Origin of the sequence: Rhodopila sp., assembly GCF_965277825.1 — a bacterium.
GTDB lineage: Bacteria > Pseudomonadota > Alphaproteobacteria > Acetobacterales > Acetobacteraceae > Rhodopila.
The window spans coordinates 4,036,556-4,056,706 of sequence record NZ_OZ255846.1 but is presented as its reverse complement, the minus strand read 5'-3'; the positions used below and the strand labels follow the sequence as shown (position 1 = coordinate 4,056,706).

General features: G+C 65.5%; 21 protein-coding genes. 9 read left to right on the top strand and 12 right to left on the bottom strand.

Annotated elements, in window-relative coordinates:
• Positions 1–16: 16 nt before the first annotated feature.
• Positions 17–1,168, top strand: a complete 1,152-nt coding sequence (locus ACQY4T_RS19805; RefSeq protein ID WP_428534217.1) for a hypothetical protein — start codon at positions 17–19, stop codon at positions 1,166–1,168.
• Between the two features lie 321 nt (positions 1,169–1,489).
• On the top strand, positions 1,490–2,014 hold the full coding sequence (locus ACQY4T_RS19800) for a UGSC family (seleno)protein (RefSeq protein ID WP_428534215.1): 525 nt from the start codon (positions 1,490–1,492) through the stop codon (positions 2,012–2,014).
• Between the two features lie 45 nt (positions 2,015–2,059).
• Here the strand turns inward: ACQY4T_RS19800 and ACQY4T_RS19795 are convergent, their stop codons facing one another.
• The 3 genes from ACQY4T_RS19795 to ACQY4T_RS19785 form a co-directional block, all read right to left on the bottom strand.
• Positions 2,060–2,728: an ankyrin repeat domain-containing protein gene (locus ACQY4T_RS19795; protein WP_428534213.1), complete on the bottom strand. Its 669-nt coding sequence runs from the start codon at positions 2,726–2,728 to the stop codon at positions 2,060–2,062.
• Between the two features lie 212 nt (positions 2,729–2,940).
• A complete protein-coding gene (locus tag ACQY4T_RS19790; RefSeq protein WP_428534211.1) occupies positions 2,941–3,411 on the bottom strand; it encodes a TspO/MBR family protein in 471 nt (156 codons plus the stop codon).
• A 421-nt stretch (positions 3,412–3,832) separates the two neighbouring features.
• On the bottom strand, positions 3,833–4,966 hold the full coding sequence (locus ACQY4T_RS19785; protein ID WP_428534209.1) for a pyridoxal-phosphate dependent enzyme: 1,134 nt from the start codon (positions 4,964–4,966) through the stop codon (positions 3,833–3,835).
• 157 nt (positions 4,967–5,123) lie between these two features.
• Here ACQY4T_RS19785 and ACQY4T_RS19780 point away from each other — a divergent pair, with 157 nt between their 5' ends.
• The gene (locus ACQY4T_RS19780) at positions 5,124–6,233 is read left to right on the top strand and encodes a M20/M25/M40 family metallo-hydrolase (protein ID WP_428534207.1); all 1,110 of its coding nucleotides are present in this window, start codon (positions 5,124–5,126) and stop codon (positions 6,231–6,233) included.
• Positions 6,234–6,507: 274 nt separating this feature from the next.
• On the top strand, positions 6,508–7,449 hold the full coding sequence (locus tag ACQY4T_RS19775) for a LysR family transcriptional regulator (RefSeq protein ID WP_428534205.1): 942 nt from the start codon (positions 6,508–6,510) through the stop codon (positions 7,447–7,449).
• A 55-nt stretch (positions 7,450–7,504) separates the two neighbouring features.
• Here the strand turns inward: ACQY4T_RS19775 and ACQY4T_RS19770 are convergent, their stop codons facing one another.
• Complete coding sequence (locus ACQY4T_RS19770) at positions 7,505–7,855, bottom strand: hypothetical protein (RefSeq protein ID WP_428534203.1); 351 nt, start codon at positions 7,853–7,855, stop codon at positions 7,505–7,507.
• Between the two features lie 34 nt (positions 7,856–7,889).
• Entirely contained in the window at positions 7,890–8,894 is a 1,005-nt protein-coding gene (locus tag ACQY4T_RS19765) for an alpha/beta hydrolase (protein WP_428534201.1), read from the bottom strand.
• A gap of 395 nt (positions 8,895–9,289) precedes the next feature.
• Between ACQY4T_RS19765 and ACQY4T_RS19760 the strand changes: the two genes are divergently transcribed.
• The gene (locus ACQY4T_RS19760) at positions 9,290–10,060 is read left to right on the top strand and encodes a pentapeptide repeat-containing protein (RefSeq protein ID WP_428534199.1); all 771 of its coding nucleotides are present in this window, start codon (positions 9,290–9,292) and stop codon (positions 10,058–10,060) included.
• A gap of 97 nt (positions 10,061–10,157) precedes the next feature.
• On the opposite strand, the gene ACQY4T_RS19755 is transcribed toward ACQY4T_RS19760, so the two are convergent.
• From ACQY4T_RS19755 to ACQY4T_RS19745, 3 genes are all read right to left on the bottom strand, one after another.
• Positions 10,158–11,300 (bottom strand): hypothetical protein, encoded by a 1,143-nt coding sequence (locus tag ACQY4T_RS19755; RefSeq protein ID WP_428534197.1) that lies wholly within the window; start codon positions 11,298–11,300, stop codon positions 10,158–10,160.
• A 67-nt stretch (positions 11,301–11,367) separates the two neighbouring features.
• Entirely contained in the window at positions 11,368–12,528 is a 1,161-nt protein-coding gene (locus ACQY4T_RS19750) for an acetyl-CoA acetyltransferase (protein ID WP_428534195.1), read from the bottom strand.
• Positions 12,528–12,911 (bottom strand): Zn-ribbon domain-containing OB-fold protein, encoded by a 384-nt coding sequence (locus ACQY4T_RS19745; protein ID WP_428534193.1) that lies wholly within the window; start codon positions 12,909–12,911, stop codon positions 12,528–12,530. The genes ACQY4T_RS19750 and ACQY4T_RS19745 overlap by 1 nt, the downstream gene beginning before the upstream one ends.
• Positions 12,912–13,134: 223 nt before the next feature.
• Between ACQY4T_RS19745 and ACQY4T_RS19740 the strand changes: the two genes are divergently transcribed.
• The 4 genes from ACQY4T_RS19740 (at position 13,135) to ACQY4T_RS19725 (ending at position 16,549) form a co-directional block, all read left to right on the top strand.
• On the top strand, positions 13,135–13,695 hold the full coding sequence (locus tag ACQY4T_RS19740) for a YqgE/AlgH family protein (protein WP_428534191.1): 561 nt from the start codon (positions 13,135–13,137) through the stop codon (positions 13,693–13,695).
• 109 nt (positions 13,696–13,804) lie between these two features.
• Positions 13,805–14,053, top strand: coding sequence for an acyl carrier protein (locus ACQY4T_RS19735; protein ID WP_428534189.1), 249 nt, complete (start codon positions 13,805–13,807; stop codon positions 14,051–14,053).
• Between the two features lie 5 nt (positions 14,054–14,058).
• Positions 14,059–15,468, top strand: a complete 1,410-nt coding sequence (locus ACQY4T_RS19730; protein WP_428534187.1) for an MBOAT family O-acyltransferase — start codon at positions 14,059–14,061, stop codon at positions 15,466–15,468.
• 4 nt (positions 15,469–15,472) lie between these two features.
• Positions 15,473–16,549 (top strand): hypothetical protein, encoded by a 1,077-nt coding sequence (locus tag ACQY4T_RS19725; protein ID WP_428534185.1) that lies wholly within the window; start codon positions 15,473–15,475, stop codon positions 16,547–16,549.
• On the opposite strand, the gene ACQY4T_RS19720 is transcribed toward ACQY4T_RS19725, so the two are convergent.
• From ACQY4T_RS19720 to ACQY4T_RS19705, 4 genes are all read right to left on the bottom strand, one after another.
• Positions 16,432–17,376 (bottom strand): radical SAM protein, encoded by a 945-nt coding sequence (locus tag ACQY4T_RS19720; protein ID WP_428534183.1) that lies wholly within the window; start codon positions 17,374–17,376, stop codon positions 16,432–16,434. The genes ACQY4T_RS19725 and ACQY4T_RS19720 overlap by 118 nt on opposite strands.
• A gap of 336 nt (positions 17,377–17,712) precedes the next feature.
• Positions 17,713–18,633 carry a hypothetical protein gene (locus tag ACQY4T_RS19715; protein WP_428534181.1) on the bottom strand — a complete coding sequence of 307 codons (921 nt, stop codon included), beginning with the start codon at positions 18,631–18,633 and terminating at the stop codon, positions 17,713–17,715.
• Positions 18,634–18,741: 108 nt separating this feature from the next.
• Positions 18,742–19,656, bottom strand: coding sequence for a YsnF/AvaK domain-containing protein (locus tag ACQY4T_RS19710; protein ID WP_428534179.1), 915 nt, complete (start codon positions 19,654–19,656; stop codon positions 18,742–18,744).
• A complete protein-coding gene (locus tag ACQY4T_RS19705) occupies positions 19,649–20,116 on the bottom strand; it encodes a DUF2382 domain-containing protein (protein ID WP_428534177.1) in 468 nt (155 codons plus the stop codon). Before ACQY4T_RS19705 ends, ACQY4T_RS19710 begins: the two co-directional genes overlap by 8 nt.
• Between the last annotated feature and the right edge of the window lie 35 nt (positions 20,117–20,151).

Sequence of the window (20,151 nt, the reverse complement as noted above, 5' to 3'; positions counted from 1 at the left end):
ACAACGGCGGCCGACCATGCTTGGCTTGCGGCCCGACCCCTGGGGCCGCCGAGCCCTGTTCCCGGCCACGCGCCGACAACTGGGCCACCTGAAAAGCGAACGGATCATCCACGTGCGACTGGCATCCAGACTCCACCAAGCCGACGACATCGCGGCGCTCCAGGAGTTGTATCACGCCAACGGCTGGACCGACGGACTGCCGATCGTGCCGCCGACCCGGGCGGCGGTCGAAGCCTGCCTGCAATGGGCCATGATGCCGCCCGACCAGCTCGTCGGCATCGAGCCGGTGCGGGCGCAGCCGGTGACCGCCGAAAAGCTGGCGATCAACGCGGTGATGGCGGGCTGCCTGCCGATGCATTTTCCCATCGTGGTGACCGCCGTCAGCGCCATGCTGGATGCGCAGTTCCTGCTGCACGGCGCCACCGCCAGCACCGGCGGCTGCGCCGTGTTCGTCGTCCTCAACGGCCCGATCCGCCACGAGATCGGAGCCTCGGGCGGCTTCAACGCGCTGGGCAACTCCGATCGCGCAACCGCGGTGATCGGCCGCGCGCTGCGCCTGGCCTTGATCAATATCCTCGATGTCCGGCCCGGCGGCATCGATCGGTCTACCCTGGGCCACCCCGGCAAGTTCAGCTACTGCGTCGCCGAGGATGAGGACGACCACCCATGGCAGTCGGTCGCCAGCCAGCGCGGCATGCCGTTCGGCGCCTCGGCCGTCACCGTGATGGCCGCCGGCGCGCCGCGCCAGATCATGAACGAATGGACCACCCAGCCCGAGGAAATCCTCGAGACCTTCGCCGCCGAGATGCGCGCCAACCTGCGACACTACTCGCTGCACCAAGGCAACTACGCGCTGATCATTCCAAGGCAGTTGCGCGACCATCTGCAGACCGCCGGCTGGAGCAAGACCGACATCGCCGCGTTCATCCACCAGCGGGCTCGGATCCCCCGGCGCGAATGGGCCGACGTCGGCAAGGCGGCGGTGGTGCGTGACCGTGGCGATACGATCTATCCGGCTTTGCCGTCCCCCGACCATCTGCTGGTCGTCGCCGCCGGCGGCCCGGCCGGAGGCTTCGGCGCGGTGATCCCGCCCTGGCTCGGACACAAAAGCCGGGCGGTGACAATGCCAGTCGGTGTGTGTGTTGACTGTGAGCCGCCGAACGACTGAAGCTGCCTAAGTGGACCCACCCAAGTGGATCTGCCCCAGCGGATCTGCTCAAGTGGATCTGCCCCAGTGGGTCTGCCCCAGTGGATCTGCCCCAGTGGTTCTGCCCCAGTGGTTCTGCCCCAGTGGTTCTGCCCCAGTGGTTCTGCCCCAGTGGATCTGCCCCAGTGGGTCTGCCCCAGTGGGTCTGCCCCAGTGGGTCTGCCCCAGTGGGTCTGCCCAAGTGGGTCTGCCCCAGTGGGTCTGCCCAAGTGGATCTGCCGAAGTGAACCCGCCCAGGTGGCTCTGCCCAGGGGTGTCCGCAACGCCAAGGAGACTGCTTGAATGGTGTTCGAGGTGCTTGATCCGACCAACGAAGCGGCGCCCCCGCTTGGTCAATTGGCGCCACGGCCTGCGTCACTGCGCGGCAAGACCGTCGGCTTCATTTCCAACGGCAAGGAGGGCACCAAGCGCTTCTTCGCCCACCTGGATCGGATGTTGCGGCAGGATTTCGGCGTCGCCGACGTGGTCAGCCGCGTGAAGTCGAACTACAGCGCCCCCGCCGACGGCCATATCGTGGGTGAAATCGCCAACTGGGATGCCATCGTCACCGGCATCGGCGACTGAGGCAGTTGCTCGTCGTGCAGTCTGCACGACTCCATAGTCGCCGAGCGCATGGGCGTTCCCGCGATAGCGGTGATGACCACGCGGTTCGTCAGCGCCGCCGAGTTGATGAGCCAGGTGCTGGGTATGCCCGGCTTCGCGTTCACCGTCATCGACCATCCGGTCAGCAGCGCTAGCGACCAGGCCCTGGCGGCGATGGCGCAAGCGACGATCGAGCAGGCCCGCGGTCTGCTATCGCTCCGATAGGTCGACCGGCGCGCCAAACAGCGTTCCGCCGGTCGCGATCACCCGCTAATTCGATGCGGAGCGTGCCCCGAAGCCGAGGAAACCGGCGCTGGGGATAGGCGTGCCGCCATCATTGGCGAACAGCTTCGGTGTTGCCACCGGTTTCGCCGGGATGACCGCGCTCGCCGCCTGCACCGGCTTGCCCGGACCCTTTTTGCCCGGCCCGACCTTCGTCGCTTTGGCGGTATTGTCCGACAAACCAGACGAGGCGTCGCGCCCGACCGCACGTGAACCTCGGCCGGAATCTTCGCCGCGCATCGACAGCAGCAGGAATGAGATATCGTTGCGGCCAAGATCGACCGAGAGCTCCATCGGCGTCATGCCAAGGACATTGACGGCGTTCAGATCGGCGCCGCGGTTCAGTGCGTCTCGCGCTGACGCGATATCGCCGCGATTGATCGAGTCGAACAGCGCATCGGTCGGCTGCATGTCGCCGGCCGGCCTGGTTGACGGCGCTGCCGGCTCTTTCGCTCTGGACCCAGGCATTGCCTCCGGCGGTGGTTCGGGCGGCTTCTGTGGCGCACTGGGCAGTTGTCCGGCGTGACCGGTGGTGCCCGCCGGTCCGGCGCCGAGCTGTGCCCATGCCGCGGAACTCCCCAGCACACCCAAAGTGAGCCCGAAAGCCAGCGCGGCAATCCGCAGGCATCGGCAAGCCGTCGTGACAAATCGGTTCATCGCCCGGACCTTCCTGGCATCAGCCATCTTCGCAGTGGCGTGTCGATGCTGCCATAGCAGCGATCGATCACCCGTGGTCCGATCCTGAAGCCTGGCTCCCAAGCGTCAGTTGAATCGGCCCACAAAATCAAGGGCCAGTGGATGTAATCCGGCGGTCGCTTCAGTCGGATTACAGCCACTGCGTCGGCGGTCGGCGCAACCGCGACGCCGCGTCAACCGCCGTTCAATACCAGAAAACCCGCGTTGAGATACGCCGCGTACAGGCACCACGCGCCATAAGGCATCATCAGGATCGCGGCGGGGCGTTGAACCCGCCGGAACGATCGAATCGTCAGCGCAATCATGACCAACAGCACGGCCATCACGCCCATCGCCATGGCAGGGCTGTGCAGGCCGAAAAACGTCGGGGCCCAGATCGCGTTGGCGGCAAGCTGCCAGCCCCAAAGCCGCAGCGGCGGCGCGGCGCCGATCCGTCGCCAGACCAACCAGCCGGCAACGCCAATCATCACATACAGCGCCCCCCAGACCGGGGCGAACACCCAGTTCGCCGGCGTCCCCGGGGGTGCGCGCAAGGTCAGATACCAGTGCTGCACCGCCCGCGCCGTCATCGACCCGCCGACCAGCCCGACCAGCAGGCACAGCCCGACGAACCCCACCAACGCAAGCGTCGGCGAGACCGGCACGGACGAACCCGGGTACGAGCCCCAGTCGTTTGGACCAGATTGCTGGAAGACACGGTTCCTTTCGTGATCCGCTAGCAGGTGTGTTGACCTAGGCCACATTGGGTAGCTTCCCGGAAATCCGCAAGTTTCAACTCGGCCGATCCAGGTTGTCCGGCCCCGGCGCTATCATCGCCCCTGCCCAAAACCGGCCATCTATCACGATTAATTGTGCGCAAGATCGTGGCGCCCGCTGGCAGCCGGCGCCCATCCAACGTGTTTTCGATCGGCCGAACCGGGCGTGGCATATGCCGCCAGGCAAAGCGATCGAGAAGATGGAAAAGCCCAGCACAGCGACGCGGGGAGGACTGTCACGCTGCACATGACCGGGTCATGGAACCGGCTTTCCATCAGGACTTTCTGCTGTCGACGGAACCCGCCGCGATCACAGCGCGATCCCCATCAACTCGGCGATCCGCGGCGTCGCCTTCAGCCCGGTGCCGGTCAGCACCAGCACCGTGGTTTGCTCCGCCGTGACGGTGCCGGTCCCAAGCAGTTTGCCGAACGCAGCCGCGACCTGGGCGCATGTGGGTTCGACATAGATCCCGACGCGCGCCAGATCGAGCATGGCCTCGCCGATCTCCGCCTCGGTCAGCGCCACGGCACCGCCGCGGGTTTCGCGCAGCGCGCCTAGTACCTCGCGCAGCCGGATCGGTCGAGCAATCGCGGTGCCTTCCGCCATGGTGGGCGTGATCTCGGTCGCCACCGGCTCATCGGAGCCGGCCAGGAAGGCGGCCGAGATCGGCGCGCAATTCGCCGGCTGCGCGGCAAAGATGCGCGGCAGGAAATCGATCTGCCCGGCCCGCAGCAGCTCGGAGAAGCCGATTTCACAACCCAGGACGTTGGAGCCGGCGCCGCATGGCACGATGACATTGTCTGGCGCACGGAAGCCGAGATCTTCCCACAGTTCGTACGCCAGGGTCTTGGTGCCCTGCAGGAAGAACGGGTGCCAGTTGTGGCTGGCGTAAAAAATGTCAGCCGAACGAACCAGCGCGGCATCGGCGGTATCCTGACGGCTGCCGGGAATCAGTTCCACGCTCGCGCCGTGCGCCCGCATCTGCAGCGTCTTGGCCGGGCTGGTCGATTCCGGGGCCAGGATCGTCGCCGCCATCCCGCCGGCCGCCGCATAGGCCGCAACCGCGGCGCCGCCGTTGCCGGAACTGTCCTCCAGCACGTGATCGACGCCCTGCGCCCGCAGCAGCGACAGCATGACGCTGGCGCCGCGATCCTTGAAGCTGCAGGTCGGGTTGAACCACTCGCACTTCAGCAGCACCTGGACGCCGGCGACGGTTCCGGGAATCAGCGGGGTGACCCCTTCGCCCAGAGTGATCGGGTTGTCGGGCTTCAGCGGGAACGCCGCTCGATAGCGCCACAGGCTGCGCGTCGCCGGGTCGATCTGCTCACGCGTCAGGCCTGGCAGCGGTGTCAGCAGCAGCGGCGCGCGCTCCTCCCCGCACCAGCGCGGCTGGTCGAGCGGGAAGGTCGCGCCGGAGCGGGGATCGATATAATCGGGGGTCATCGCCGCAGTGTGGTCGGAACCGCCCCGGCGCTCAAGCCAGCGAGACGGCCCCCGGGACCGTCACCCCGAGACCGTGCCCCGAGAGGCCCCCCGAGACGCCCCCCCCCCACACGACCAGGGTGTCGTGGTGCTCCGGGATGCGGCATTGTCCACCGCCATGACCAATCCAACCGTGCCGATCACCGAACTGACCCGCGACCTGGTGGCGCTGGACAGCCGCAGCTCGGTCTCCAACCTCGCCGTCGCCGACCGCCTGGAGGCGGAACTGCGTGGCTTCGAAATCGAGCGCCTCGACTACCAGGATGCCGCCGGGATCGCCAAGCGGGTGATCGTCGCGCATCGCGGCGCTTCCGGCGGGATCGCGTTCTCGGGCCATATGGACACCGTCCCGGACACCGGATGGCAGGACGATCCGTGGTCCGCCCGGGTCGATGTTGATGGCACGCTGCACGGATTGGGCAGCACCGACATGAAGGGGCCGGTGGCGGCCGCGCTGGTCGCGGCGCGCGGACTGCCGGCAACACTGCCGGTGACCCTGTTGCTCACCACCGATGAGGAAACCACCAAACAGGGCGCAAGGATCATCGTCCAGCAGTCGGAACTGGCGCGTTCGGTACGGCCGAACGGGATCCTGGTGGTGGAACCCACCCGGATGCGCCCGGTGCGCGGCCATCGCAGCCACATTGCGTTCGACTGCGTGTCCCTCGGCGTGCAGGCGCACAGCTCCACGGGTCAGGGACGCAATGCGAACTGGGCGCTGATCCCATTCCTGGCCGAGATGAAAACGGTCCACCAGACGCTGTTGACCGACCGGTCCTGGCACGACGGTGCCTACGACCCGCCGTTCAGTGACTTCAATCTGGTGATCGACAATCACGGCACGGCGGTCAATGTCACGGTGCCGGTGGCCACCGCGCGGATCAAGTTTCGCTACTCGGCGAAGATCGACCCAGCGCCGATCCGCGCCGCGGTGCATGACGCGGCGGCGCGCCATGGCGTGACGGTCACCGAGGCGACCGAGGGCAGTCCGCCCGAACTGGCGCCAGACCATCGCTTCGTGGCGCAATGCGCCGAGGCCAGCGCTCAGCCCGCCACCACGGCCCCGTTCGGCACCGATGCCTCGATCCTGCAGGCGATTGCCCCCTGCGTGGTGATGGGACCCGGCGATATCGCTGTCGCGCACAAGCCCGGCGAGGTGGTTCACATCGACCAATTGGCCGCCGCGGTGCCGGTATTCCAGGCACTGGCCGCGCGGCTGTCGGGTTGAGCAACCGGAAGCCGGTGCGATGCCGGGTGCCGAACCAGTTAGCGCGATGTCGGCGGGCGAACCCGTGCCCGAACCACCGCGCGCGAGCGCTGTCGATGCTAAGCCGCCATCCCGGCCAGCCGGCCGGCAGATCGGCGATTGCCGCGGCTTACATCATGAACGGCCCGCCTAAGTGAAATGTGTTGGACGCTCGCCGTGCACCCGTTGACGAACCAGCCCGATGGGGCCTTGTAATCATCGTGAAAACCGAAAAGCGACCGGCGGCAGGCGCCCGATGGACCTGATCAACGGGCTGCACACCTTCCTCCGCGTGGTCGAGACCGGATCGTTCTCCGCCGTGGCGCGCGAGACCAATGCCAGCCAGTCAGCGGTCACCCGTCAGGTGGCGCAGCTCGAAGAACATTTCGGCGTCCGCCTGCTACATCGCACGACCCGCAAGCTCAGCCTCACCGACGAAGGCCAGGATCTGGTGGTCAGGGCACGGCACCTGCTGGAGGAAGCCGAGGATCTCGAGGACACCTTCGGCAAGGATGGCGGTTCACCCACCGGACTGGTCCGCGTCGGCGTCCCGGTGGGCGCGGCACTGCTACTGGTTCCGGACTTTGCCGCGTTGCTGAACAAGCACCCCGGCCTGGCGGTCGAGCTGGTGATCAGCGAAGTGTCCGATGACATGGTGGCGGAGCGCCTGGATGTGGCGCTGCGCTTCGGCCAGCCGTCGGATACCTCGTTGGTGTCGCGCGCGCTGGCGACCGTCGGGTCGACCGCGGTGGCGGCCCCGGCCTACCTGGAACGCCACGGCGCTCCTGAACATCCGTCCGACCTGCTGGACCATGCCTGCATCATTCAGGACACCGGGCCGGACAGCACGCACTGGGCGTTCTCCGGCCCCGACGGCGCGGTCGAGGTCGAGGTCACCGGTTCATTCAGGTCGAACAACAGCCTGGTCGTACGCCAGGCCGCGCTGGCCGGCCACGGCATCGCGCTGCTGAGTGATCCGCTGACCTTCAGCGAAGTCCGCGCCGGACGATTGTATCGTCTGCTACCAAACTACGTCGCGCGGCGCCGGCCATCCTTCGTGGTCTATCCGTCCCGCCGGCACCTCGCCCAGCGCACCCGGCTGGTCATCGACTTCCTGATCGAGGAGTTCCGCGAACTGGACTCGCGAATGCGCGACCGGCGGGAGTGGGGGGACAACGACGCCACCTGGCTGGTGTAAGCCTGTCCCCGCACTGACCATCAGACTGAAAACTGATCATCGGGCTGATCATCCATTATTCAACCGGGACGAAAATCGAATGCCGCATCGTTCCCCCGATCGACTTCGACAGGTGACCCTTGCCGCTTATGTCCTCCACCAGAATGACCTCGCCGGCACCGATCTCGCGGGCCTCGCCGTCGCTGGCGGTGATCTTCACGCCGCCGTCGAGGTTGATGATGTACTGACGGCGCGGCGCCGGGTGCCAGTTCAGATCGTAATCGCCGGCGGTCTCGCGGAAGATGATGCCATTGGCCGGCAGCCGCGCCGACAGCTTGCTGCTGTTGCGGTCCTCGACCCATTGGACCTCGATGTCGCGCCAGTGGGTTTCACCGCTATCGTCGACGAATATGTTGTGGATGCGCATTGTGCCTCTCCGCTTGCGGTCGGGTTGCCCTGAGCTACGCCTGGGCGGTCTTCGGCATGGTCAGGAACTCATGCATCACGTGCCACAGATCGGCCCGTGTCAGGCTCATGCCGACAGCGTGCGCCGCCCCCGGAATCACCGCGTATTGCTTGTCGGGCGTCGGCAGCTTGGTGAAAAAATCGAGCAAGTCTTCCTCGGTGGAAATGCCGTCGTACTGGCCGCGGACCATCAGCACCGGGGACTGTACTTTGGCGGGATCGACCAGCGGCAAGTTGGCGGTCATGTCCAGATAAGTGCCGGTCGGAACGCTGTCGCCGTTCGGCATCTCGGCCTTGGCGATGGCCAGCGGCACGCGCGGGTCAGAGGTGCCGGGCTTGTCGCGGGTGAAGATGCTCTTGATCATGTCCTCGCCACGCGGGCGCCGGTTATGGGTGCGGTAGAATGTGGTCTGCTCGCCCCGCTTGGACAGCGTCGGCGACCCTTTGCCGGTATAGGTGAATGCCTCCAGCACCAAACGATCCACCCTGCCAGGTTCCGCCACCGCGAACGCCGCCGCTCGGATTGCGCCACTGCTTTCGCCCATGAAATGGAATTTCGACTGTCCGGTCTCGCGCTCGACAACCGGCGTCGCGGCCCGCAGATCGGCGACGCCCGAGGCAATGTCGGAGTTGCCGGACGTCACGCTCGATTTGCCATAACCCTCGAAATCCATCGTCCACACATCGAAACCATAACGCGCGAAGACGTCCATCAGCGAGTATTCGCCAGCCCCCGGCACCGTCAGGTCGAAACTCGGCAACGCCGAGATCGAAGATCCGTGCACCAGAAACAGCACCGGAAGTTTCGCCTCGTTCGGCCGCGGCGCGTGCATCCGCTTGCGATACATCGCCAGCGTGACGTCGCCCTTCCTGGCCTGGTAGCGCTCGGTCCAGAACGACTCGGCAGCGACAGCGGGCACCGAGGCCGCGGCCGCCGAAAGTGAAACACCAAGCAGAACGCCGCGTCTTGAGGTCGTGATAATCTGGTTTTTCCCCGCCATGGTCAGCCTTCTTGCTTTTGCTCGGCGGTATTGAGGACCGCTTTGCCGGCCACGTCCAGGGCGCCAACCGCCAGGGCGATTGCTTTTGCCTCAAACGCACGATGCTGGAACCCCGGATGCGGAAACGATAGGCAAATCTTTGCACCCAGTTTTCAGCGTAACTGCTATCGGCGTGCATCTGCGGTTCATAACCGCTTATCGTCACCACGCCGCGTCCGGCGCTTCGCTTGGTCACGCCGCGTCCGGCGAACAGCGCCAACAGAAATCCAAATCCCGATTATCCTGCGCGAACCACCCTCAAGTCTCGCACACCAGGTTCGCCAGTCGCGGACCGCCGGTTGACTGCACAGTGCCGCCAATGCACCTGATGCGGACAATAACCGGGGGAAATGTCCATGCCCATCAATCACCGCACGCTCACGCTGCCGCTGGTCATGCTGTTAGGCATCGGGCCCGCCCTCGCGGATGAGCATCTGCTTGCCGATCAGGTGCGCGCCGCCGCAGCCGCGGCACATGGCGCGAAGCTCGATCTGTCCGGCAAGGACCTCTCGGGCGATGACCTCAGCGGACTTGACCTGAGCGGCGCCAATCTGGCCGGAACCGATCTCTCGCACGCCAACCTGCACGGCGTGAAACTGGTGGACAGCAACCTCACCGGCGCCCGTCTGGTCAACGCCGACCTGACGTTCGCCTGGTTCATCCGGGCCAATTTCACCCGCGCCAACCTGCACGGCGCCACGCTGCAGACCGTGGTCACCTCCAGCGGCATGAAAAACACCAAGGACCAGGCAGCCAAGTTCACAGAAGCCGACCTTTCCGATACGCACACCACGGTTCACTTCAGCCTGTATGACATGCGCGGCGCCAACTTTTCCCACGCCGACATGACCGTGGTGATGGCAAACCAGTCGATGGGCCTGTTGCGCACCGAGTTCAACGGCGCCGACCTGGATGGTGCCAATTTCGCCGCCGCCGGCCTGGGCCACGTGGCGTTCCACTTCGCTCGGCTGCACGGCGCGAATTTCCAAGGCGCTGATGTCACCAAGGCGGAGTTCGTCGGCGCCTACCTCGACAATGCCGACTTTACCGGAGCGAAAACCGACGGCGCCGATTTCGAAGCCGCCACCCTGACCGGGGTCAAGGGGCTGAAAATCGCGCCGCGATAACGCCTGGCAGGGCGACGCAATGCCGGGCCGCGCGATAGCGCCCTGAAAGCCGTCGAGGCCGCGCGCTTCACCCGCCGCGGGCCCCGCGGCGCAAGCCTCACAAACCCAGTTTCTCCGACGCCATCGCGCTACCCTTCACCCGCGCCGCGATCTTCTGGAATGCGATGTCGCGCGCGACATCCGGTGACCCGTGCTTCGGCTTCACGTCGATGCTGAACGGCGAAAAGCCGCAATCGTCGGTCGAACCCAGACGCTCCTTGGCGATATGGTTCGACGCCGTGATCAGATCGCCGCACACCTCTTCGGGCGTTTCGACCCGAGGATTTTGCGGATTTATCACCCCGATAAAACACACCTGGCCGACACCGTTGGCATCTTCCCGGCTGTGCTGCCCGCACAGTTTATAGACCCGTTCCTTGTCTTTCTCGCTGGACAGTTGCATCAGGAAATACCCGGCATTCATCTTGAACATGCTGGGCAGCAGTTCGGCATAGTCCACATCGGCACTATGCGTCGCATCGCAGTCGCCGCCCGGGCAGGTATGGATGCCGATATCCTTCCGCTCCTCGGCCGAAAACCGATCCAGCACGCGATTGTTCAGCGCAATGAATTGCGCCAGCATCCCGCGGCCGGTCCAGGGGTTCGCGGGATCGTTGCGGCAGGCCAGCCGCCCCTCGGTGAAGTCGATCGACACCCGCTTGGCACCGGCGGCGAACGCGCCGCGGATGTCCTGCTCGCATTGTTCGACTAGGTCGGACAGGAACGCCTCCCGCGGGTAACCCGGAACCTCGCCATCGAGCGGATACAGCAAAGCCAGCATCGACGGCGCGATCACCGCCTGCTTCAACGGCTTGGTCGCCATCTTCATGGCCTTTTCGACATAGCTGGACGAAAACGTTCTGTAGCTGAATGGTCCGCCGGTCAAACGCGGCAGTTGCCGGTGATGTCCGTCGGAAAAGATCGCGAAATACTGCCCGTCACCTGCCAGGTTGGCGGCAAGCCCGGTGCCGGCCAGCGTATCGGCAAGCGGATAGGTCGCGAAACTCGACACACGCTGTTCGCCGTCCGATACGATCGGCGCGCCCGTCGCTTCGCCCCGCTTGATCGAATCCAGGCAGGCCGCGTCCTGCTCGCGCTCCAGTTCCGGATGCGTGACCCGGCCGGCGTCATAGTCAGCCAACGCATTTTGCAACGCCATCGGCCGCGGCAGCGAGCCCACAGGTTCTGTCGGAATCGGCATGTCATTATCCTCCCAATTTTTCCGCAAGTATCGCGGTTATTGCTTGTCCGGCGTCAGGCGTGACCACTCAAACCGTCGCCGAACCGCCCAGTATCGTCGTCGCCTGTGCCGACAACACGCCACCATTGCCATGCACCAGCGCAAGTTCAGCCGCCGCGACCTGCCGACGCCCACATTCGCCGCGCAGTTGCCGCACCGCCTCGATCAGCAGGAACAGCCCATACATGCCGGGATGGCAATACGACAACCCACCCCCATTGGTGTTGACCGCCAGCGACCCGCCGGGCGCGATGCGGCCGCCCGCGACGAAGCCGCCACCTTCGCCCTTCGCGCAGAAGCCCAGATCCTCCAGGAACAGGATGGTATTGATGGTGAACGCGTCATACAGCGCCACGACGTTGATATCGGACGCCTTGACCCCAGCCGCCCGGTAAGCCCGCGCCCCGGATTCGATCGCCCCGCTATGGGTCAGCACCGGCATCGAGCTGATCGAGGCGTGGGTGATCGACTGCCCGCTGCCCAGCACATAGACCGGCGGCCGTTTGCCGCCGCGCCCTTGGTCAGCCCGCACCAGGACGATCGCCCCGCCGCCGTCGGTAACCAGGCAGATGTCCCGCACGGTGAATGGATCGCTGATCGGCCGAGCATTCAGCACGTCGGCAATGCTCAGCGGCTTTTTCTCCCATGCCGCCGGGTTCAGCAGCGCCCATTCCCTGGCGGCCACCGCGACCGCCGCCATCTGCTCGCGCGTGGTGCCATACTCATGCATGTGCCGGCTGGCCACCATGGCGTAGGCGGAGGCCGGCAGGAACGGCTTGTACGGGGTCTCGTACGGATTGAACTCGCGCGCGCTGGCGGCACGCCGGCCCACGGTGCGCTGCGTGCTGCCATAGGCGACGACGGCAACCGAGCACAATCCCGCCTCCAGCGCGGCATGGGCATGCGCGACATGGACCTCGAACGACGATCCGCCGACGATCGTGCTGTCGGTATAGGCATCCGGCAGACCCAAGTATTCCGCCAGCGACATCGCCGAGGTGCGCGCCTGGGTCGTCGCGCAGAACAACCCGTCCACCGCCGCCAGCGTCAGTCCGGCGTCATCCAGCGCCCTGTGGATGCCCTGCGCCATCAGATCGATCGGGCTCATCAGCGCGGCAACCGCGCCCAGATCGGATTCGGCGGCCCCGACGATGGCGACGCCGCCGCGAGTCACGCATGCGGGGGCCATCAGACGCCCCCCACCGGCGTGAACACCGGGTAAGGATCTTCATCGCCGGCAGGGGTGTGGACGCGGAACGCCACCCGCATGCCGATGGTCACCGCCGACGGTTCGATGTCCTCCACCCTGCTCATCATGCGGAAGCCCTCATCCACATCCACCAGGCACACATTATAGTCGGCACCCTGTGGCGGATGGACGACCGTGGTCGCGTGAACCGTGCCAACGCCCTTGCTGACCCGCCATTCCAGGTCGGCCGCACCGGTTTTCGGGGCAATGACGCGCGGATAGAACACCGCCTGGCCCGCCGACGGACTGAATTGATAGCCCAATTGGCCGCGCTTCAGATGCGCGAGGTAGGTCGCCAGTGGCGATTCGGCCGCATTCGGCATGGCACTGCTCCCCCGGTGTTTGAACAACGAGGCTAGCAACCCAAGCCACCGCGGACAAACCTGCAGGAGCAGCCTGCACAGGACTCTTGCACCGGACTGGGGTTGAGGCCAAATTCGGCGCATGGCGACGACCCGTTCCAAAACCGCTGCTGCCGATCCCGTTGCCTCCAGGACGGATGCCCCGAAGCCGGAATCCTTCAGGCGTGCCGCCACCGATGCGCCGTTGCCCGAGGGATTCCTCACCGGCCAGTTGCTGATCGCCATGCCGACGATGGCGGATCCACGGTTTCAGCAAAGCGTGATCTACGTCTGCGCGCATACCCCGGAAGGCGCCATGGGGCTGGTGTTGAACCGCCCAGTGGTCAAACCGACCTTCGACGACCTGCTGAAGCAACTCAGCGTCGAACCACTGCCCCCGGTCCGCCAAATCAGGCTGTGCGCCGGCGGCCCGGTCGAAAACGCCCGCGGCTTCGTCCTGCACACCAGCGATTGGACCGGGGAAGGCAGCCTGAAGGTCGACAACAGCATGGCACTGACCGCCAGCCTTGACGTGCTGAAGGTCATCGCCGAAGGCGGCGGCCCGCGCGAGTGCCTGCTGGCGCTCGGATACGCCGGCTGGGGACCCGGCCAGCTCGATCAGGAAATCCAGCAGAATGCCTGGCTGTCCGTCCAGCCGGACGAAACGCTGCTGTTCGACGCCCAGCACGACACGAAATGGCGCCGCGCCTTCGCCAAGCTGCGCGTCGACCCGCTGTTGCTGTCCGATACCGCCGGCCACGCGTAGTGTCCGTTCGCAGACAGCGATAGACCGGTGCGCCCTCGGCGCTCCTGCGTTAAGCTTCCGCTAACATTTCCCCGCTAAAACCCCGGCCACACCCGCCGAGGAACTGGTCGTGGCCGCAGCGTTACCCGAAATCACCGCCATCCTACGCGAGGTGTTGCGGGACAATAGCTGTGAAGTCGCCGCCACCACTTGCTTCGAGGATCTGCCCGGCTGGGACTCGATGGACCTCGTCGCCGTCGTGGTCGAGGCGGAATGCCGGTTCAATGTCCAGTTCGAGCTTGTCGAGATCGACCGCCTGACCACCGTCGGTGATCTGCTGCGCATGATCGCGGCCAAGCAGGCGCATTTCGCGGCCTGACCGCGGTGACCTTCAGCAGTCTGCCATTCCTGTTCGCCTTCCTGCCCCTGGTGCTGTGCGGCTTCGCACTGGCCGCCCGGCGCGGCGAGGCAGCAGCGAAAGCCTGGCTGATCGCCGCCTCGCTGCTGTTCTACGGCCTCGGCGCGCCAGCGTTCCTGCCGCTGCTGGTGCTGTCGGTCAGCGGCAATTTCGTCTTGCTGCACGCGATGCACCGATCAGCCCGACCCGGAAGCTGGGCCACCCTCGGCGTCGCGCTCAACCTCGCGGTCCTGGGTTGGTTCAAGTACCTGGACCCGATGCCCGCGCTGGGGCTGAGCTTCTTCACCTTCAGCCAGATCGGCTGTCTGCTGTATCACGCCGGCGGCGACACCGACCCGCCGAAAGCACGCGATTACGCCCTGTTCGCGGCCTTCTTCCCGGCCCTGCTGGCTGGTCCGATCCTCAATCCGGGAGAGCTGCTGCCGCAATTCGCCCGCCGCGACGGCTGGTGGCTGACCGCCGATAACCTGGCGATCGGCAGCGGTTTCTTCCTCATCGGTTTGCTGAAAAAGACCGTTCTGGCGGATCCGCTGTCCAGCGTGGTCGGGCCAGGCTTCGCCGATCCCGCCGCCCTGACGGTGTTTCCCGCCTGGCAGGCCGCGACCGCCTACTCGCTGCAGCTCTACTTCGATTTCTCCGGCTATACCGACATGGCGATCGGGCTGGCGTGGATGTTCGGCCTGCGCTTTCCGGATAATTTCGACCGGCCGTATCGCGCCGCCTCGGTGATCGAATACTGGCAGCGCTGGCACATGTCGCTGACCCGGTTCCTGATGACCAACGTGCATGCGCCGCTGACCATGGCGGTGCTGCGCTGGCGCAAGCGGCACCACCGGCCGATCGGTCAGGCGGCGCAGGCCGGTTGCGCCGGGTTCTCCACGATGATCGCCGGGCCGATCCTGCTGACCATGGTGCTGATCTCATTGTGGCACGGCGCGACCATGCCGTTCCTGCTGTTTGGCCTGTTGCACACCGCCTTCCTGCTGGTCAACCATCTCTGGCGGGTCAAGCGCGGCTCGGCCTTGCCGACCCTGGCGAGCATGGCACTCACCTATCTGTGCGTCCTGGTCGGGTCAGTGCTGTTCCGCGCCACCACGGTCGGCGCCGCGGCATCCATGCTGGCCGCAATGGCCGGCCTGCACGGACTGGGCGCGATCCACTTTGATATCCGTCTGGCCACCGACCTCGCCTGGCTGGCGGCGCTCTATGCCATCGTCTGGCTGGCCCCGACCACGCGGCAATGGATGACCGGCGACCGGCGTCCGAGGCTCGCGTGGCGGCGCTCGCCGCAATGGGCGATGATACTGGGATGCGCGACCACGCTGGGGGTGCTCGCCGCCGGCGGCACCGGCGAATTCCTGTATTTCCGGTTCTGACCCGGTGCGCTACCTGCGATTTTTCGGGTTGTCCGCCGGGCTGAGTTTCGCCCTTGTCTGGGCCTGGGTGGCGGCGATGCCGATGGCCTACATGGACATCGAATACGCCTCCTGGCAGGCCAAGCAGCGCATGCTGGACCGTTGCGACCTGGGCGAGGCCATCGTCCTCGGCGATTCGCGCGCCGCCGCCGGCATCCTTCCCACAAGACTGCCGCTGCGCGTCACCAACTTCGCGGTCGGCGGCGGCGAGGCGATCGAGGCGCTGTCGGTGCTGAACCGGGCGCTGGCCTGTCCGAGGCCACCGCGGCTGGTCATCATCTCGCTCGATCCGGGGCATTTCAGCCGCCCGGATCAATTCTGGGATCGCAGCGTCCGCCTCGGCTTCGTCACCGACCCCGATATCGCCGACTTACGGGACGCATCGCGTCGCACCGGCGATGCCTCGGTCTACGCCTCGCATGCGCTCGATGGCGTGCCCATTTCGGTGCAAGCGTGGCTGTACAAAGTCAAATTTCCGCCGCTGTATTTCTCCAGCCTGGCGCATGGCGGCCTGGTGTTCCGCTGGGCCCGCAACCAGCGCATGCTAACCGATACCCTGGCCTCGCGCGGGCACTACTATTTCGGCACCGATCCCGGTTCCAGCACCGTCACCGTCGATGCCCACATGGACCGGTTTCGGCCGCTGCCGATCCTCGATTACTACTTCGACACGCTGCTGGCGACGCTCGACCGGTTCGGCATCGAGACCCGCTTCATCGCCATGCCGGTCAATGACGCGACCTGGCGCGAGGTCCACCCGGCGGTGCGCGACGGCTTCGCCAGCTACCTCGCGGCATACCAACGCCGTTACAGACATTTCCGCGTCGCCTCCGAGATCATGCCGCACTGGCCCGACCGTTGGTTCGGCGATCAGTTCGGCCACCTCAATCCCGCCGGCGCCGAACGGTTCAGCGATCAGCTCGGTCAGCGGCTGCAGGACGCGCCGCCCAGCACGCAGAACGAGGCGCAGAACGGATGGTTGAGCGAGACCGGCACGGCGGCCTCGGCCAGGGTGGTTCCCATCTCGAAGCGCGGATCGTAGGCCAGCAACGTGCAGGCCAGCACGACGGGGGAGGCGGCCCCGCGCCGCTTCACCACCATGCGGGCCGCCGAACACATCACGTCATCGGGCGCCTTGCGCAGGATGGACCAGCAGCCGGTGGTGATCTCCGGCACATCGCGATCCGGTTCCATCTCCGGGAACAGCATCAGTCGCACCGGGTCGTGCGCGTCAATCGCGATGTCCTGCGCGGCAAACAGCGCGGCGAAGCCTTGCCGCAGCGAGGCTTCGGTTTCGCCGGTGAAGCGCCGCCCGGCGACATCGATCCTGAAGCCGTTGCGCGCCAGCCAGATCAGCCCGTCCAGCGCCGGAGCCCAGCTTCGGCGTCCACGCTCCTGCTCATGCATGGCGGGGTCATAATGGTCGATCGAGACCCGGATGGTCAGCCGGTCGCCATAACGCTGGCGCAGGCTCAGCAGGTCGGGGCGCAGCTTGCGCAACGGCTTCATCGCGTTGGTCAGCACCAGCGCGTCCAGCCCACGCGACAGCACCGCTTGCAGCATGGCGATGATGGCCGGGTTCATGAACGGCTCGCCGCCGGTGAACCCGATCAGCCTTGTGGGCAGCCGGTCACGGGCGATTTCGTCCAGGTAGGCCTCGACCTCGCTCGCGGTCAGATAGACAAGGCGGTCGTTGCGCGGCGATGATTCGATGTAGCAGTTGCGGCAGGTCAGGTTGCACAGCGTGCCGGTGTTGAACCACAACGTCTCCAGCGCCCGCAATGCAACGCTGGCGCGGGCTTCGCCGCTGGCGGTGGCCAAGGGGTCGCGGAACTTGGCCGGGTCCAAGGTGCGGGCGATCTGGTCCACGGGTGGTCTCCGGTCAGTTGCGTGCCGGCGGATGGGCGGGAACCGGGCGCGGTGGTGCGAAGCAAGGTAAGCCTCAGGCACTATCCCGGCGCAATCGATCGCACAAGATCGCCTTGATCGCGGCGACCATCGGCCGATAAGCCGATCCGCCGCGAGTTCGAGGCCAGTGCTTCGGCTAGCCACGCGAAGCTTGATATGAGCCGGCGCCACCGAACATTAAAGCGCCCGTTAACTGGCGAAGGCGCGCTCGTTGTCGCATCGCGTCAGTCGCCGCAGACAATGTCAGCCTGACCAAACAAGCTGACATTGTCTCAGGGGTTGCGCCGGCCTGCTGATTTACGCGCCGGTTGCTTTCGTCATGCTCCCGTCATTGATGGTCCGGTGAGTGACGGTGATCCGCCGCTGCACGGCGAGTGAACCGCCGACCGCTGCCACGATGAGGCCGAGCAGCAACACACCGAAACCGGCGAACGAAGCATTGGACGCAGCGGCTGCGCTGGCATCCGCCGCGGTTTTCGCGCTTTGGATCGCCTGGTCGCGGACTTGCTTCAGCTTAGCCTGATTTGCATCAAACTGCTTGGCTGCGTCGTCGTGGCTGATCTTCATCTGCGCCGCCATGATGGCGACAACCTTCTCCTTGGCCGCCGGAGCATCAGCACCGCCCTTCGCATACGTAACGAGGTTCGACGCAACCTGCTTCTGAGCATCCTGTGGCGACATGCTGGCCGGATCAGGATTGGCGGGCTGCAGATAAGATTGAGACTCTTGCTGAATCATGTCGGGCGATACGCCGGTTGCCTGCGCGATGGGTTTGGCCGCCTGGCTGATTCCGCTTCCAGCCGCGTCGGCGACGCTGCCTAGGGCGGAGAAGCCGCCGCCAATGATTCCGCCGATCGCCGAGGTCAGAAGCCAGAAGGTCAACAACGTCGCGATACCCCATGTGACGAGGCCGTGCAGCATGCCGTCGAAACGGATTTCTACGCCGGCAAGCCACGCCGCGATATAGCCGCCGGCAAACAGGGCGATGCAACTGCTGATGACCCACCAGATACCAGCGCCCATGCCGAGGTTGCCGGCGTTCGGCGTGCTGGCAGCCGTGGTATTGACCGTTCCGAGGCCAATACCCGCGCCGAGCAGACTGAGCAGCAGTTGGATGGCCACGACAAGAATGACGCCGCCGAAGATGGCGGCCCAGGAGATCCGCCGATGCAAATGAGACCCGCCGCTGAGCGCGGTCGTCGTGTCGACTGTCGTCATTTCGGGTGGAGTCGATCGAGACATCTGGGGGTTATAGGGGCTCGTGGACAAGTCTTCCTCCTGAAGCAGGTCCGGAGCGCCCTTGGGCACCCCGGATGATTATTAGTATCAGATCTTCGGCTGATGTTGAGCAGGTAGAGTTTCCGAGCTGCTCCCGGGGGTCTGGATGGTGTTGTTGCCCGGTACTTGCTCGACTTCGACGTCCTCGTGGCGGACGGTATCCTTCACGGTCTGAATGTGGTCAGCCGCCTCCTTGTGGAGGCTGATCTCCTCCTTGACCCGCGCGGTCTTGGACACGACGGCCTCTTCGCTGGTCTCGGTCATCTCGATGGCCTTGTCGGTAAAATCACCGGCCCCGACCTGCCTGCCGTCGGTGACCGGGCGACGCTCCATCGTTACCTTCTCACTATGCAAGGAAACCTGCTCTTCCACGGGCGTCTCGACAACGTAACGCCGAATGCGGGTGGCGCCCCCGCTGACCGCGCGCTTGCCGACCGAAAGGGTTTCCTCGGAAAGACTCAGGCTGCCGCCATCAGTCGCGGCGGTTGTGCTTCTCCCGGCGGGCGCGGTTCCCCTAGGGTCCATTGCCGGGGTCGTGGCCGACCCATCTTGCATCAACGGTGCCGTGGTCGCATGCGTGGTTGTGGTCTCGACCGAGCCATATTGTGCGGCCCGCTCGTCGAGATCGATCGGATTGTGCTTCTCCAGAACGGCGCTGATCCGGTCGAGATCGTGCTCCGCTACCCTGACGGTCACGACGGTGGAACCGCCCTCGATGCTGCGGTCATAAACCGAGGCGTAATGGTCCGGCTCGCGCTCCGATCCGCCACCGCCAAACATGCTCGCCCAAAATCCCTGGTGCGGAGCAGGTGCGGCGGTGCCGGTCGGTGCGGCAGTGCCGGACCCCATTTTGGCGTGCTGGCCGATCGCGCTGTCCGGCACGCTCGCCGCCTTAAGGTCACGCACAGCAGCGTCGGCGTGGGCGGTTGTGTCGAATAATGCAACGATATTCTGTTCATTCATCTTTGCTGTTCCTATGCAAGTGTGGCGGAGCAATCCCGAGGCGGCAGCCATCTTCCGCTGCCTCCCGTTCACCGGCCCCGATGCGGGTGATCTCGGCATCCTGCTCGCGCAGCACAACGGTTTCGCTGTGATGCTGCGTCGTGCGGACCTGCCGGATCCGAACCTCCTCCTTGAGCATCAACCGGCGCTCGACGAAGAGAATTTCTTCTACTATAGAAACGATCGTGGTGTCGCCTTCGTGGCGCACCGGCGGCACAGCATCGATCACTCGCCCGATCGATATACGATCGATCTCGATAGTTTGGTTGGTCAATTCCGCGTCGATCTGGTGGTCGTGTTCGCGCGTCACGACGTTGACACGTGTCGTGTCGCCGATCACCAGGCGCCGCGAAAGGCTGAGATCTTCTGTCTGAAGTTGAATCGCCGCGTCATCGCCCTTGAGTTCTTCGTCCGAGGCCATGACAGGAACCCTGAAGTAAATTTCGCGCCGTCGAC

What these genes read in the sequence shown, in the direction of transcription:
- ACQY4T_RS19785 (WP_428534209.1), bottom strand. Translation starts at nt 4,966, where the DNA reads ATGACCCCCGATTATATCGATCCCCGCTCCGGCGCGACCTTCCCGCTC.
- ACQY4T_RS19780 (WP_428534207.1), top strand. Translation starts at nt 5,124, where the DNA reads ATGACCAATCCAACCGTGCCGATCACCGAACTGACCCGCGACCTGGTG.
- ACQY4T_RS19795 (WP_428534213.1), bottom strand. Translation starts at nt 2,728, where the DNA reads ATGAACCGATTTGTCACGACGGCTTGCCGATGCCTGCGGATTGCCGCG.
- ACQY4T_RS19745 (WP_428534193.1), bottom strand. Translation starts at nt 12,911, where the DNA reads ATGCCGAATGCGGCCGAATCGCCACTGGCGACCTACCTCGCGCATCTG.
- ACQY4T_RS19775 (WP_428534205.1), top strand. Translation starts at nt 6,508, where the DNA reads ATGGACCTGATCAACGGGCTGCACACCTTCCTCCGCGTGGTCGAGACC.
- ACQY4T_RS19705 (WP_428534177.1), bottom strand. Translation starts at nt 20,116, where the DNA reads ATGGCCTCGGACGAAGAACTCAAGGGCGATGACGCGGCGATTCAACTT.
- ACQY4T_RS19755 (WP_428534197.1), bottom strand. Translation starts at nt 11,300, where the DNA reads ATGCCGATTCCGACAGAACCTGTGGGCTCGCTGCCGCGGCCGATGGCG.
- ACQY4T_RS19770 (WP_428534203.1), bottom strand. Translation starts at nt 7,855, where the DNA reads ATGCGCATCCACAACATATTCGTCGACGATAGCGGTGAAACCCACTGG.
- ACQY4T_RS19710 (WP_428534179.1), bottom strand. Translation starts at nt 19,656, where the DNA reads ATGAATGAACAGAATATCGTTGCATTATTCGACACAACCGCCCACGCC.
- ACQY4T_RS19715 (WP_428534181.1), bottom strand. Translation starts at nt 18,633, where the DNA reads ATGACGACAGTCGACACGACGACCGCGCTCAGCGGCGGGTCTCATTTG.
- ACQY4T_RS19750 (WP_428534195.1), bottom strand. Translation starts at nt 12,528, where the DNA reads ATGGCCCCCGCATGCGTGACTCGCGGCGGCGTCGCCATCGTCGGGGCC.
- ACQY4T_RS19765 (WP_428534201.1), bottom strand. Translation starts at nt 8,894, where the DNA reads ATGGCGGGGAAAAACCAGATTATCACGACCTCAAGACGCGGCGTTCTG.
- ACQY4T_RS19760 (WP_428534199.1), top strand. Translation starts at nt 9,290, where the DNA reads ATGCCCATCAATCACCGCACGCTCACGCTGCCGCTGGTCATGCTGTTA.
- ACQY4T_RS19805 (WP_428534217.1), top strand. Translation starts at nt 17, where the DNA reads ATGCTTGGCTTGCGGCCCGACCCCTGGGGCCGCCGAGCCCTGTTCCCG.